Here is a 13,385-nt window from a genome sequence, read left to right on the forward strand (position 1 = left end):
GGCGCACGGCCGGAGCCTTCCTGGACTCGGCGCCTCCACTGGCGCGGTGTCCGAGTGCGGGGTCAGTGTCGCGGCGGGGCGGTCGGGTGGGGGATGAGGTCGGTGTCGAAGTCGCCGTCGCTGATCCGGAGGCCGAGCGCGGCGAGCTGATGGTTGTTGGATCGGGCGTAGCTGCGGAATGCGGCGAATGCCTCGTCCAGGCTCAGGTGCCAGCGTTCGGCGAGGATGCCCTTGACCTGTTCGAGGACGATGCGGCTGTTCAGGGCGTACTGGAGCTGGCCGCGTTCCAGTTCGCTGGCTGCCAGGGTGCGCTGCTGCAGGATCGAGATGGTCGCCATGTCGGCCAGGGCCTGGGCGAGGCGGATGTGCTCGGGGCTGAGAGGGCCGGTGGTGGTCTGGAACAGGCCCAGTACCCCGATGACCTGGCCGCGCAGCCGCATCGGGATGGCGTTGGTGGACACGAAGCCCGTCGCCCGTGCGGCCTGGGCGAACGCCGGCCAGGGGGCGGTGGCGTGGGGGTCGTGCAGGTCGACGTTGGTGATGGCGGTGGCGCTGCGGTAGCTGTCCACGCAGGGGCCCTCGTCGTGCTGCAGGGTGAACAGCTCCAGGATCCGGGTGTGCTCGTCGGAGGCGGCCAGGACCTGCAGGTGCTCGTGCTGGTCGGCCAGCAGGATTCCGACGGCCGCAACGTCCAGGAGCTCCATGCAGTGCACGGAGAGCTGCTGGAGGAAGTCGATGAGGTCGAAGTCGTCGATCAGGGAGTCGGCGACCTCCACGAAGATATCGGTCAGCTGCTGTTCGCGGGTCATGGCGAGTCAGTCCTTGTCCGCGAAGGGCTCCGAGGCGCCCTCGCCGTTGCCGGGATGGTCCAGGCGCAGCCGCCGGTCCACGATGTCCTTGGAAATGCTCGTGATGGAACGGCCGCTGCTGTAAGCATGCGCGCGCAATCGCAGCAGGGCGTGGGGCAGGCTCAGGGCGAGCTGGACACTGAGCATGCCGGTGGCCTGATGGACCACCGCGTGCTGTAGGTCGCCCAGCGAATCCAACGGGTTGAGGCCCTCGGATTGCGGGGCCTCCCGGTTCAGGAAGCGGACGGTCAGGGCTGTGGCCAGGGCCAGGGCGTCGTCGGCCTGCCCCTCGGTGAGCGGCCCCGCGGTGCGGCGTACCGCGGTCAGGACGCCCACCTTGATGGCGCCGATCACCATCGGGAAGCAGAACACCGCCGAAGCCTCCAGGGCTGGGGCCTCCATGCCCAGGGCGGGCCAGCGCCGGCCGCCGGCCTGCGCCAGATCTGGTGCCCAGACCATGGCGCCGGTGCGTACCGCCTCGGGTTCCGGTCCCTCGCCGAGGGTGAGCTGCAGGTCCTGGAACTCACGGGCCGGCCCGTCGGTGCACCACACGAGCTCGGTGCGGTCGCCGCCGGTGACCAGGGACACCGCCAGACCGTCCATGGCGAGCGCGTCGGCCGCCGCCGAGGCGATGTCGGCGTCGGCGACCCCACGGGGGCCCTCCGGGGCCTGGAGCAGGTCCAGGATCTCGGCCATCGCATCGCTGATCACCGGGTCACCAGGCCTTCCGGGCACCGGGCTGGACGAGGTCTCGCGCGCCCCCACCATTCCGGAGACCGGCGCGGGGCAGGCCGTGGATGTCCTCCTGTGCCGTGGTGGTGAGCAGGGGGTAGGCAGCGGTCTGGGTGAGCAGGCGGACGAGCACGGGGCAAGGGTTCTCCAGGCGCGATCGCGCCCTCCGGCGGCGGCGGTGAGCCAGGTCGCGTCAAAGGAGGGGTGCAGGCCACTGATGTCGCAGAAGGTGAGGTGGACCAGGTCGAGGTCGAGTATGTGATGGCCCGCGTCCAGGGACGCCTGAACGGCCCCGGCCACGTGCGGGACGCTGTCCCGGTCGAGCTCTCCCGTCAGCGTGGTCCCGGGCCCGCGGTCGCGTCGGCCGATGCCCAGGGTCTGGTCTGCGCTTCTACGGGGCGAGGCTCCCGCTGTGGTGTGCTGCATGGTGGACACGTGGGCTCCCGGGCAATGTTGTGCGCGACGCGGCCGGGGTCCGGGGCAGCTGGAACAACACCGCCGGAGCGGCTACTCAGCCGGCCTGCGCCGGCACACGTCTCCACTGCCCCGACACCGGTCAAGTGCCGGGCACCCGCATGATGCCTATTCGCAGAGCTGGAAACTGAGTCCTCTTTACACATAGTAGCGCTTTCATGGTCAAACGGTGATGATCGCCAGGACAATCCAGCAACCGATTACGCGCCAGGCTTGCCTCGCTCCGCCCGCTGGAACCCGTCCCGGGGCCGGTCTGCCCGTACCAGTACGGTCAGCACTGCACGCACGTGGACGTCGCGGAGTGCCGGTCCGGCGTTGATGACCGCGGCCAGCAGCGCCGCACGGGCGGAGAGCGGCGCGGGCGGCCAGCCGGCGGCCGCCTGGCGGGCGCCCCCGCCTCGGTCGGCGGCCCCCAGCCCTACGAGCACGACCTCCGACAGCGACTACGCCTGCCCAGGCCACACAGAGGTACCGCCTCCATCCCCCGCCCTGGAATACGAGCCCCGAAGCACCGAGCCTCTGCCCTGGATGGGGCACGGCTGGTTGCCACCCGTCCGGCGCGCTGGTTGCCGTCACGCCGCCGTTCGGGGCCGGCTCCGGCGGAGACCGCTGTGAGGCCGCTCGGGCGACCTCACCATGTCAAGATCACCAGTGAGGCGGTCTTCCCCTCCGGGTGCCACCCGCGTAGCTTTACCGGCGAGAAGCGGCACAAGCGGGTCATTCTCCGCGGCACAACGCCCTTCCTGGCTCCCAGCCCCCGAGCCGGTACACCATCGAGGCCTGGCTGGAGAGCTGTCGCAGTCGTCCAAGTACTCCGGCCCCGACCTCTCCGTGTTCGAGACGGGGCACTCCCCGGTCCCGTTACGGTGGGGACACCCCATGAGAGCTCGAGACGCGACATCGCGTTCTCATACGCACGGCCGCCGCGTGGGGGCGGCGGCCGTGCGGACGGGGATCACACGACAGCAACGCGGGCACCGAGAGGCGACAAGTAGGTCTGCCCCGGGACATGCCGGCTTCATCGTCCCTATCGCCTACGGCATGGGGACGATCGGCGACGACCAGGCCGAACCCTGGCCGAACTCACCGGACACCTGACCAAACACACCGTGCGCGTCACCCACGCCCACCGCGAAATCGTCACCGCCGCACTCGCGCCCGTTCAGGCCGCGAACCGCGTGCTCGCACTCGGCAGCCGAGCGGTCGATGTCACCGGCCCAGGGAACCCATCACGGCATCCACAGCCTCGCGGACTGCCCGGGACGCCTCCAGCACGCCGCCGCCGCACCCGGGCCACGCCCACTCGTCGACCGGCAACAGCCTCACCGCCCGCGGCGAGGTGACGGAAGTCCCGTCAACGAAGGAGACGCACAGTGAGTACCAGTCAGAACGGCATCATCGAGGCTACGGACACCCCTGCGGTCGCCGAACCCCGAATTCACAAGGCGATCCGCGAAGGTGTTTCCCGCCTGAACCGCCGAATCCGCCGCGTAAGGAATTTTCATCGAACTTGTTCTCCGGGCAACCTATCCACTCGTGTTTCGATACAGGCAGCCACGTACCCAAGCCCTGCTACCTCTCCGGACATGAACAAAATCACCCGCAGGCGGGCCTTGGGCGCCACCGTCGGCGCGCTCTCCGTTATCGGCCTCGCGGGCGCCACCACGTACGCGGCTGACACCGACTCCCGCGTCGCGGTACCCGCCGGCACGGTCGACGAGGTCTACATGGGACGCCGCATCCAGATCACCACCGCCATCGGCGGTGGTCACCACGGCAGCCACCATTCGCCCGGGCTTCCCACAGTCCGCATAGACAGCCGCGAACTCCACGTGATGCAGAACGCCGACGGCGGCTGGATCAGCGTGGTCAACCACTACGAGACGTTCGCCACCCCGATCTCGGTCGCCCGCGCGGCCGTGCGCGAGTTGCAAGGCGCGACCCTCGTCCCGATGGGCGGCATGTAATGACCGTGCGCAAGAACCAGGCGTCTCTGAGGGCAGATGAGAAGCGCGCCTTCACCAACGCCGTACTCGAACTCAAGCGCACCGGCCAATACGACCGCTTCGTGACCACGCACAACGGTTTCATCACGAGCGACACCGACTCCGGTGACCGGGTCGGCCACCGGTCCCCATCCTTCCTCCCCTGGCACCGCCGGTTTCTCCTGGAATTCGAAGCCGCTCTCCAGACGGTGGACAAAAGCGTTTCCCTTCCCTATTGGGACTGGACGACGGACCGCACCACCCGCTCCTCGCTCTGGGCCGCCGACTTCCTCGGCGGCACAGGTCGGGCACTCGACGGTCAGGTCCTCGACGGGCCGTTCGCGTACGGGACGGGGCAGTGGAGCATAGAAGTACGGGTGGACGGCCGCTCCTACCTGAGGCGCGCCCTCGGCACCGGTGTGGCCGAACTGCCCACCAAGGCCGAGGTGGAAGGCGTACTGGCCATGCCGGCTTACGACATGGCCCCTTGGAACAGCGCATCGAACGGTTTCCGCAACAACCTGGAGGGCTGGCGCGGCGCCGATCTCCACAACCGGGTACACGTGTGGGTCGGCGGACAGATGGCCACCGGCGTCTCCCCGAACGACCCGGTGTTCTGGACTCACCACGCGTACATCGACAAGCTGTGGGCCGACTGGCAGGCCAGGCACCCGAAGTCGACGTACCTGCCGGCCGCGGGCACCGCCAACGTCGTGGACCTGAACGACACGATGCGGCCGTGGAACGACGTGAGACCGGCCGACATGGTGGATCACCGGCAGTTCTACACCTTCGACACCGAGCCGGCCCCCCTCGGCCGCTGACACTGATCTCCGACGCACGCCGCGACTCCGCCCGGCTCCGGCCGACGCACGGGTCCGTCAACATGACGGTGCCGTGTGGCGACCAACGTGCGATCTCCGCCGACCCCTTCGTGTCCTGGTGCTCACTGTTGCCCTGTCCGCACGCATGCTGCGAGTGAGATCAATTCCTACGGGGTGCTTGAGGCGAAGGACTTCATCGGTCTGGCGGACTCGATCGCGCGCGCCACTGGTGTGGCGGCCGGCTCGCCGAAGCAGGTGGCGCTGCAGCGCGAGTGGCGGCGTGCCTGGCACATCCTGCTGCACCACACGGGATGCCAACCCACCGCGGGCTCGCCGGTCCGTGTCCGGGCGGCCCGGGAACAACAGGGACGAGAAGAGGCGAGGAATCCGATGACCGGACGGACCGCTCAGCAGGTCGGGGCGTTCTACGATGCGGCGCTGGCATCCTTCAGCGCGCTGTACGACGGGTCCCTTCACGTGGGTACTGGGAGTGTGGAGCCGAAACGCTGGCCGAGGCGGGGCGGCGCGCGCAGCAGAACAGGTGCTCCTCCAGCTCGCCGAGTTCACTGGCCGGAAGGAAGGAGGTCGTCTCCATGAAAGGTCTCGTCCGCCGCCTGCAGCGACCGCACGTCCTGCAGCTCGAAGCGTGCGCCGGGGACCTGCTGACGGGCCAGCTCGACCATGGTCGACGACCCATCGATACCCGTCACCTCACACCCTGCCTCCACCAGGGTGTGGGACACCGGACGCCCGGTGCCACTGCCGATGTCCAGCACCTTGGCACCCTGCGCAACCGCGCCACCAGCCACTCCAACGCGGCCCCACACCACATCCGCACTCCGTGACCGGTGGCGCGACGCCGGAACCACCGGACGACACGAACAGTGACCGCGAGCCTACGAGCAGGGCATCCCCAACGCCCCCTCCAACGGCGCATCCAACCCCGACCCACTCCTGGAGCGGACGCGAACGGAGAACCTCCCCGTCCGGTACCGGTAGCGTGATCATCCACTGCATGGAGTGACCATGCGCCCGGCTGGTCCGCACGAGGGAGGCCGGCGAAGAGCGATGAGGCCGCGATGAGTGAACTGACGAAGCCCGAGATCGAACTTCCGGGGGGTGACGCTCCCCAGGAGCTGACGATCCGGGACCTCGTTGTCGGGGACGGGGCCGAGGCGAAGCCGGGCAGGGTTGTCCGGGTTCACTACGTCGGGGTCACCTTCGAGTCCGGAAGGGAGTTCGACGCCTCCTGGGACCGGGGCCAGCCGTTCAAGTTCGCCGTGGGTGGTGGCAGGGTCATCAAGGGCTGGGACCGGGGACTCAGGGGGATGAAGGTCGGTGGTCGCCGCGAGATCATCGTCCCCCCGCGCCTCGGCTACGGCAACCAGTCCCCCTCGCCGTTGATCCCGGCGGGTTCCACGCTCGTCTTCGTGGTGGACCTGCTCTCCGTGGTCTGAGGAACGGCGCCGGCGTCAGGCCCTGTCGGCGGGGAGGGCGTACAGCTGGGGGAGGTTGACGACGATCGCCTCCTGGGTGCTGCGGGCGATGACGACGACGGCCTCCTCCGCGGGATCCGGGTTCTCCTCCCGGTGGGGCACGAACGGCGGGACGAAGATGTAGTCCCCGGGCGAGGTGCGCAGCCGCACTTCCTCGGCCGGTTCGCTCGTGTCGTCCAGGAAGACGAACTCGGGGTGTCCGCCGACCACGTAGATGGCGGTCTCGGACTCTCCGTGGTGGTGGTCGGAGGAGGCGGTCGAGGGGGCCACGTGGGTCTGGCCCATCCACAGCTTCTCGGAGCCGACGGTCTTGCCGCTGACGGCCGCGAACCTCCGCATGCCGCCGCTCTGGGCGGTGTCGCCGTCCAGGGAGTCGGCGCGTACGTGGTGCAGGCGGGTGCGCAGCGGCGCCGTGGGGTGGTCCGGTGCGTCGGGGAGGTGCGGGTGGAAGCCTTCACCGGGAATCGTCAGCGGCTCGCTCATGGCCGGGACGCTAGAGGGGCGCCAGAAAGGATGTCAAGAGGTGTCCATTGCCGTTCACCTGCGGCAACGCTCCCGCAATGAGCGGTCGGCAGCTGCTGAACCCCTTCGGCGCGGCGGCGTGTCGGGCATGATGGGCGCATGCATATCTCCGCGAAGGCGGACTACGCCACGCGCGCTCTCCTGGAGCTCGCAAGTGAGCCGAGCCGCCCGCTGACCTGCGAGGCCATCGCCTCCTCGCAGCAGATCCCGTTCCGGTTCCTGAAGTCCGTGGTGGGCGAACTGCGGAAGGCCGGACTGGTCCGCAGCCAGCGCGGCTGCGAGGGGGGTTACTGGCTCGGCAGGCCCGCCGGGGAGATCAGCCTGCTGGACGTGGCGCGCGCGGTGGACGGCGAGTTGATCTCGCTGCGCGGCGAGCCGCTGGCCGGGCTCGCCTACCCCGGCCCCGCGGCGGGGCTGCCCGAGGTGTGGCGCCGGGTCGAGGCGGACGCGGCGGCGGTACTGGGCCGGGCGACGCTGGCCTCGCTGATGCCGGTGGGAGCGGCCGGGCGGCTGCCCCGCGAGGGCGCCGCGTGACGGCCCCGCCGGGTCCGGCGAGGCCGCAGGGCCCGCCGGACCCGCGCGGCGTCCCGGTGTCACCCCCGGAGCTCGAAGTCGTCGAGTACACCGATCCGTTGTGCCCGTGGGCCTGGGGTTCGGAGCCGGTCTTCCGCCGGCTGCGGACGGCCCTCGACGGCCGGGTCAGCTGGCGGCGCGTGTTCTGCATCCTCTTCGACGCGGACGACGACCCGCCCCCCGACCCGGCGGCGGAGACTGCCTGGTACGCGCGCTACGTCGAGGACATCACCGCCCACACGCGGGCGCCCCGCGCCGCGCGGCTCGGCCGGGTGGCGGCCAGTTCGTGGCCCGCCTCGCTCGTCGCCAAGGCGGCGCAGCGGCAGGGCGGCGACGTGGCCGACCGGGTGCTGCGGCGGCTGCGGGAAAGCGTCTTCGTGCTCGGCGAACCGGCGGACACCGTCGAGCTGGCGCTGGCCGCCGCGGCGGATGTGCCGGGGCTGGATCCGGCGCGGCTGTCGGTGGACGCGGCGTGCGCCGAGGTGCTCCGGCAGGTGCGCGCCGACCACGCCGAGGCCCGCCGTCCGGTTCCCGAAGTACGGTCCGTACGGGGCGGTTCACCGCATCCCGGCGCGGCCAAGGAGACCGGCGGCGGGCACCGGTACGCCCTTCCGACGCTACTGGTCCGCACCCCCGCGCAGTACCGTGCGGTGCCCGGCTGGCGGCCGTTCGAGGAATACGCCGAGGCCGTGGCGGAACTGGCACCCGGGCTGGCGCCGGCCCGTGTCCGACCCACCCCGGCGCAGGCGTTGGAGCGGTACCGGAGTCTGACCGAGCCCGAGCGATGGATGCTGGCGGAGGGTCCCTGGCCGCCCGCGCAGGCGGTCAGGGTGGACACCGGCAACGGTCCCCTGTGGCTGCACCCGGACGAGGCCGCCGTACATCCGGCTGCCCGGCGCGGCCCTTCTTCGACGCGCTGACAGGCCTGTGACCTGCGGCGGGGCGGTCCCGCCCAATGAGACACCAATTGGTGTCCATTGACAGCCGTCGACGGCTGCCCCCAGGATGTGCCCCATGCTTACGACGCACCCCGGTGTGGTGTGCCGCTACGTGGACCTGCGGCGCACGTCCAGCGCTCTCTGTCGCTGACCGACCGCCGCTCCCGGCCCACGGGCCCCTGACCGCTCCCGGCACTCCCGGCCGCCCTCGCTCCTGCCGAGCCGCGTCCGTCCCCTGCCGGAGCCTCCCACCGCGGGCTACGTCGTACCCCGTCACCCCCCTTCCCGCCGATTCCCGGCCCGTGTTCGCCGCCCCGCCGGCGTCACCCGCCGCCGGCACGGGGTGGTTGCCCGCGCCCCGGACCCGGACCCGTAACGCCCTGCCCCCCGGCCGCCCTGCCGTCGGCCCACCCGCCGTCGGCCGCGTCGCGGTCACCCGGCCACGCCTCCGCCGCCGCCCCGCCCCTCCCCTGCCCTGCCCAGGCCGGGACCAAGTCATAGGAAAGATAGAGATGTCCGCAGACCTCACGCCCCGCAGCACCGGACCGGACGTCCCGCCGGTGCGCCGTACCGCCCGGCCGCGCCTCGCGGTGCTCGCCACCGCCCTCGTCGCCGTACTCACCCCCGCTCTCGGCGCCTGCGCCACGGACGCCGCCTCCGCCGGCAGCGCGGGCGGAGGCGGCGGCACACTGAAGTGGACCTCCTCGTACTTCCCGGCCCACTGGGACCCGGTCGTCTCCGGCAGCGGCGCACAGTTCCGGGAACTCGCTCTGGTCTACGCCTCGTTGACCCGTACCGACGAGAACGGCAAGGCCGTTCCGGACCTCGCCGAGAGCTGGGAGTACAACGACAAGGGCGACCAGGTCACCTTCCACCTGCGCCCCGGCCTGAAGTTCAGCGACGGTGAGCCGCTCGACGGCGCGGCCGTCAAGGAGGCCGTCGAGCGGGCCAAGAAGCAGAAGAACTCGGCACTCTTCGGCGACCTGACCTCGATCCAGTCGGTGGACGCCAGCGGTCTGGACGCGGTGCTCCACCTGACCCAGGTCGACTACCAGATCCCTCAGCTGCTCGGTCAGCGCGTCCTGCAGATCGCCAGCCCCAAGGCGGCCGCCGCCCCCGAGAAGCTGGACCAGAACCCGGTCGGCGCGGGCCCGTTCACCATCACCCAGCTGGTCCCGGGCACCAAGGCGGTCCTGAAGAAGAACCCGGCGTACTGGGACGCGAAGAACATCCACATCGACAACGTGGAGCTCACCTCGGCCCCCGACTCCTCCACCGTGGTCAACGGCCTGCAGACCGGCGTCTACAACTTCGCCGACATCAGACCCAGCCAGGCGGACGCCGCCAAGAAGGCCGGCCTGGACGTCTTCGTGCAGCCGGGCTTCAACGCCTCCAACATCAGCCTCAACACCAACAAGGCGCCGTTCGACAACGAGAAGGTCGTCGACGCCGTGCGCTACGCGGTCAACCGCCAGGAGTTCGTCGACAAACTCACCTTCGGCTACGGCTCGGTGACCAACCAGCCGTTCCCCAAGGGCTACGTCGCCTACGACCCGGAGTCCGAGAACACCCACCCGTACGACCCGGCGAAGGCGCAGCAGCTCCTCGCCGAGGCGGGCCACAAGCCCGGGGACATCAAGCTCAACCTGGTCATTCCCGCCGAGGACCCGCAGGCCGAGATCGTCCAGTCACAGCTGGCCAAGGTCGGCATCACCGTCACCATCAAGATCGACAAGAACTGGTCCACGCCCTTCTTCGCCAAGGACCTGACCTTCTCGCTGTACGGCACCACCGGCCGCGACTCCGCCGCGCAGACGCTCACCGCCCACTTCGGCCCCAACGGCCCGCTCAACCTCAGCTCGCCCTACGAGCCGGCCGGCTTCGAGGCGGCCATCGCGAAGGTCCGCCAGACCCCGCTGGACGCGCCCGACTACCCGAAGGTGCTGCAGGCGGCGACCCGGGCCGGTCTGGAGAGCAGGGCGCTGGTCTTCACGTACTCCTCGCCGAACCTCATCGCCAAGAGCAAGTCGATCTCCGGTCTGCCCAAGAGCCCGGCCCACATCGACTGGACCGGCGTCACCATCTCCCCCAACTGACCCCCGTCCACCACAGAGAGGAGGCAACCCCGTGACTACGAGCGCACTCCCTGCCGCGGCCGCCCGCCGTCGCGGGGTCGCCCTGACCCGGGTGCGGCACACGGCGGTCCGCGTCCTGGCCGCCCTCGCCCGGTCGGCCGCGATCTTCGTGCCGGTCTTCCTGGTCGCGACCTTCGTGACGTTCTCGCTGCGGTCGATGAGCGGGCTCAGCCCGGCCCGGATCCAGCTGGGCGAGGACGCCACGCCCGAGGCGATCCACCGGGTGGAGGCCCAATGGGGGCTGGACAAGCCCTTCCTGGTCCAGTACTGGGACTGGTTCAGCGGCGTCCTGCACGGCCGGCTCGGCACCAGCTGGGCCAACGGGGCCGACATCTCCACGCTCATCGGCCTCGGCCTGGGAGTGAGCCTTTCCATCGCGACGTTCGCCCTCCTCATCGGCGTCGTGGCCGGCTTCCTCCTCGGCACCGTGGCGGCGCTGCGCCGCACCACGTGGATCGACCGCGCGATCACCGGCTTCGTCACCCTGATCTCGGTGATGCCCGCCTTCGTCGTCGGCATCGTGCTGGTGGCGGTCCTCGCGGTCGGACTGAACTGGTTCCCCTCCGCCGGGTACGTGCCCGCCGAACAGGGGATCGGGCCGTGGCTCGCGCACATCACCCTCCCCGCCGTCGCGCTGAGCTTCGACGTCGTCGCCGATGTCGCCCGCCAGCTGCGCGGCAGCCTCGTCGCCGCCTACCGCGAGAACTACGTGACGGGAGCACTGGTGCGGGGGCTCGGGCCGCGCCGGATCTTCTTCGGGCACGTGCTGCGCAACGGCCTCGGACCGGTGCTCGCCACCCTGGGACTGAAGTTCCCCGCCCTGGTCGGTGCCTCCGTGGTCACGGAGTGGATCTTCGGCCTGCAGGGCTTCGGCCGGTTCGCCAACGACGCCGCCCAGGCCGGAGACGTACCGGCCGTGCAGGGCGTCCTCGTGGTGTCGATCGTCCTGGTCGTCACCTTCAACCTGATCGTCAACCTGGTGCTGGCCCGCGTGACGCCGGCCGCCCAACGGGGGCTGTGACCATGGTGCGCCGCGTTCTCGCGCTCACGTCCGGACGGACCGCCGTCGCCATCCTCACCCTGATCGTGCTGCTCGCGCTCCTCGGCCCGCTGCTCGCTCCGCAGGATCCGCTGGCCACCGGCCCGCACCCGCTCGCCTCCACCTCGGGTGCGCACTGGCTGGGCACGGACTACCTCGGCCGGGACGTGCTGAGTCGTCTGCTGGACGGCTCGCGCGTCAGTGTGCTCGGTTCCCTCGAAGTCGCCCTGACGGCGCTGGCCGTCGGCGCGGTCCCCGGGATCCTGTCCGTCCACCTCGGGCGGGGCTTCGAGTGGCTCACCCTCCGGCTGGCCGACACGCTCGTCGCGCTGCCGTTCCTGCTGTTCGCCGTCGCCGTGATCGCCCTGCTCGGCAACGGACTCACCCAGGCCATGCTCGTCACCGGCACCCTGGTCTCGCCCCTCTTCTACCGGGTGGCGCGCGCCGCCACCCTCGCCGTGGCCCGCTCGCAGTACGTGGAGGCCGCGCTCATCTCCGGCGCCTCGATCGGCTGGGTCGTGCGCAGGCACGTCTGGGCCAAGGTGCTCCCCCCGATCGCGGTGGCGCTAGCCCAGACGACCGGGGTCGGTTTCATCATCGTCTCCAGCCTCACCTTCCTGGGCATCGGCATCCAGCCCCCGGCGCCCACCTGGGGCGGTCTGCTCGCCTCGGACCTGGGCTACCTCAGCCACCAGCCGTGGGCCCCCCTCGCGCCCGCCCTGCTGATCATGGTCACCGTCTGGGCCGCCAACCTGCTCGCCGACACGATCCGCGACGTCTCCGGTGAGGCGGGCCACGCCCTGACCAACAGCCGCAGGGCCCGCGCCAACCGGCTCAAGAACTCCGACCCCGACCCCGTCCCCGCCGGAGGCACGCGATGAAGACGCTGTCCCACGAAACCGTCCCCGGGGCCCTCCCGGACAGCCCCCGCGGTGAGCCGGCCGCTCCGGGCGGCCCCACGACCCCACCGGTGCTCTCGGTGCGCGATGTGCACATCACCGATCACGTGACCGGGCGCGAGATCGTCCACGGGGTGAGCTTCGACCTCGTCCCCGGCCGGACGGTAGGCATCGTCGGCGAGTCCGGCAGCGGAAAGACCCTGACCTGCCGGGCCGCGCTCGGCATCCTGCCCCCGCACTTCGAGGTCACCGCCGGCTCGGTGGAGATCGCCGGCACGGACATCGCCGCCCTGACACCCCGCCAGTGGACCGCCCTGCGCGGAGCCACGATCAGCGCGGTCTTCCAGGACCCCGCCTCCTACCTGAATCCCTCGATCCGCGTGGGCCCGCAGATCGCCGAGGTGCTGCGGGTCAAGAAGGGGCTGAAGCGGCGGGAGGCGCACCGGCGGACCGTCGAACTCCTGCGGGCGGTGCACCTGCGCGATCCGGAACTGGTCTACGGCCAGTACACCTACGAGCTCTCCGGCGGCATGCTCCAGCGGGTCCTCATCGCCGCGGCGATCTGCGCCGACCCGCGGATCCTCATCGCCGACGAGGCCACGACCGCACTCGACGTCACCGTCCAGGCCGAGATCCTCGACCTCCTCGCCGACCTGCGCGAGAGCGCCGGGCTGGCCCTCGTGGTCGTCTCCCACGACCTGGCGGTCGTCGCCCAACTGTGCGACGAGGTCCTGGTGATGCGCCAGGGCCACGTCGTGGAGCAGGGCCCGACGCGCACGGTGCTCCACCAGCCGCGGCACGAGTACACCCGGCTGCTCATCGCCGAGCACGAACTGTACGGGCTCGACAGGTTCCTCGTACCCCAGGAGGCGTCATGACCTCCGTACCCGTACCCGTACCCGCGCCCGGGCCCCCGGAGC

General features: G+C 70.8%; 15 protein-coding genes. 9 read left to right on the plus strand and 6 right to left on the minus strand.

Features of this window, described 5'->3' with window-relative positions:
- Positions 1 to 62 precede the first annotated feature (62 nt).
- From OG389_RS05620 to OG389_RS05635, 4 genes are all read right to left on the minus strand, one after another.
- Positions 63 to 809, minus strand: coding sequence for a GAF and ANTAR domain-containing protein (locus OG389_RS05620; RefSeq protein ID WP_328297352.1), 747 nt, complete (start codon positions 807 to 809; stop codon positions 63 to 65).
- 6 nt (positions 810 to 815) lie between these two features.
- The gene (locus OG389_RS05625; RefSeq protein ID WP_328297353.1) at positions 816 to 1,559 is read right to left on the minus strand and encodes an ANTAR domain-containing protein; all 744 of its coding nucleotides are present in this window, start codon (positions 1,557 to 1,559) and stop codon (positions 816 to 818) included.
- A 4-nt stretch (positions 1,560 to 1,563) separates the two neighbouring features.
- The gene (locus tag OG389_RS05630; protein ID WP_328297354.1) at positions 1,564 to 1,713 is read right to left on the minus strand and encodes a hypothetical protein; all 150 of its coding nucleotides are present in this window, start codon (positions 1,711 to 1,713) and stop codon (positions 1,564 to 1,566) included.
- Positions 1,714 to 2,254: 541 nt separating this feature from the next.
- The gene (locus tag OG389_RS05635) at positions 2,255 to 2,482 is read right to left on the minus strand and encodes a hypothetical protein (protein WP_328297355.1); all 228 of its coding nucleotides are present in this window, start codon (positions 2,480 to 2,482) and stop codon (positions 2,255 to 2,257) included.
- Positions 2,483 to 3,640: 1,158 nt separating this feature from the next.
- Between OG389_RS05635 and melC1 the strand changes: the two genes are divergently transcribed.
- Both melC1 and melC2 read left to right on the plus strand, forming a co-directional pair.
- Positions 3,641 to 4,021, plus strand: coding sequence for an apotyrosinase chaperone MelC1 (melC1, locus tag OG389_RS05640; RefSeq protein WP_328297356.1), 381 nt, complete (start codon positions 3,641 to 3,643; stop codon positions 4,019 to 4,021).
- Positions 4,021 to 4,863, plus strand: coding sequence for a tyrosinase MelC2 (gene melC2 / locus OG389_RS05645; protein WP_328297357.1), 843 nt, complete (start codon positions 4,021 to 4,023; stop codon positions 4,861 to 4,863). The genes melC1 and melC2 overlap by 1 nt, the downstream gene beginning before the upstream one ends.
- A gap of 563 nt (positions 4,864 to 5,426) precedes the next feature.
- Here the strand turns inward: melC2 and OG389_RS05650 are convergent.
- Positions 5,427 to 5,639: a class I SAM-dependent methyltransferase gene (locus OG389_RS05650; protein WP_328297358.1), complete on the minus strand. Its 213-nt coding sequence runs from the start codon at positions 5,637 to 5,639 to the stop codon at positions 5,427 to 5,429.
- A gap of 303 nt (positions 5,640 to 5,942) precedes the next feature.
- On the opposite strand from OG389_RS05650, the gene OG389_RS05655 reads away from it, so the two are divergent.
- On the plus strand, positions 5,943 to 6,320 hold the full coding sequence (locus OG389_RS05655) for an FKBP-type peptidyl-prolyl cis-trans isomerase (RefSeq protein ID WP_328297359.1): 378 nt from the start codon (positions 5,943 to 5,945) through the stop codon (positions 6,318 to 6,320).
- 15 nt (positions 6,321 to 6,335) lie between these two features.
- On the opposite strand, the gene OG389_RS05660 is transcribed toward OG389_RS05655, so the two are convergent.
- Positions 6,336 to 6,842, minus strand: a complete 507-nt coding sequence (locus tag OG389_RS05660) for a cupin domain-containing protein (RefSeq protein ID WP_328297360.1) — start codon at positions 6,840 to 6,842, stop codon at positions 6,336 to 6,338.
- 138 nt (positions 6,843 to 6,980) lie between these two features.
- Here OG389_RS05660 and OG389_RS05665 point away from each other — a divergent pair, with 138 nt between their 5' ends.
- From OG389_RS05665 to OG389_RS05690, 6 genes are all read left to right on the plus strand, one after another.
- Positions 6,981 to 7,415: an RrF2 family transcriptional regulator gene (locus tag OG389_RS05665; protein ID WP_328297361.1), complete on the plus strand. Its 435-nt coding sequence runs from the start codon at positions 6,981 to 6,983 to the stop codon at positions 7,413 to 7,415.
- Between the two features lie 56 nt (positions 7,416 to 7,471).
- The gene (locus tag OG389_RS05670) at positions 7,472 to 8,374 is read left to right on the plus strand and encodes a DsbA family oxidoreductase (RefSeq protein ID WP_328303538.1); all 903 of its coding nucleotides are present in this window, start codon (positions 7,472 to 7,474) and stop codon (positions 8,372 to 8,374) included.
- A gap of 530 nt (positions 8,375 to 8,904) precedes the next feature.
- Positions 8,905 to 10,488, plus strand: coding sequence for an ABC transporter substrate-binding protein (locus tag OG389_RS05675; RefSeq protein ID WP_328297362.1), 1,584 nt, complete (start codon positions 8,905 to 8,907; stop codon positions 10,486 to 10,488).
- An 82-nt stretch (positions 10,489 to 10,570) separates the two neighbouring features.
- Positions 10,571 to 11,548 (plus strand): ABC transporter permease, encoded by a 978-nt coding sequence (locus tag OG389_RS05680; protein WP_443059416.1) that lies wholly within the window; start codon positions 10,571 to 10,573, stop codon positions 11,546 to 11,548.
- Between the two features lie 2 nt (positions 11,549 to 11,550).
- Complete coding sequence (locus OG389_RS05685) at positions 11,551 to 12,447, plus strand: ABC transporter permease (RefSeq protein WP_328297364.1); 897 nt, start codon at positions 11,551 to 11,553, stop codon at positions 12,445 to 12,447.
- Positions 12,444 to 13,343: an ABC transporter ATP-binding protein gene (locus OG389_RS05690; protein ID WP_328297365.1), complete on the plus strand. Its 900-nt coding sequence runs from the start codon at positions 12,444 to 12,446 to the stop codon at positions 13,341 to 13,343. The genes OG389_RS05685 and OG389_RS05690 overlap by 4 nt, the downstream gene beginning before the upstream one ends.
- The last annotated feature ends 42 nt before the right edge of the window (positions 13,344 to 13,385 follow it).

Source organism: Streptomyces sp. NBC_00435, from assembly GCF_036014235.1.
GTDB lineage: Bacteria > Actinomycetota > Actinomycetes > Streptomycetales > Streptomycetaceae > Streptomyces.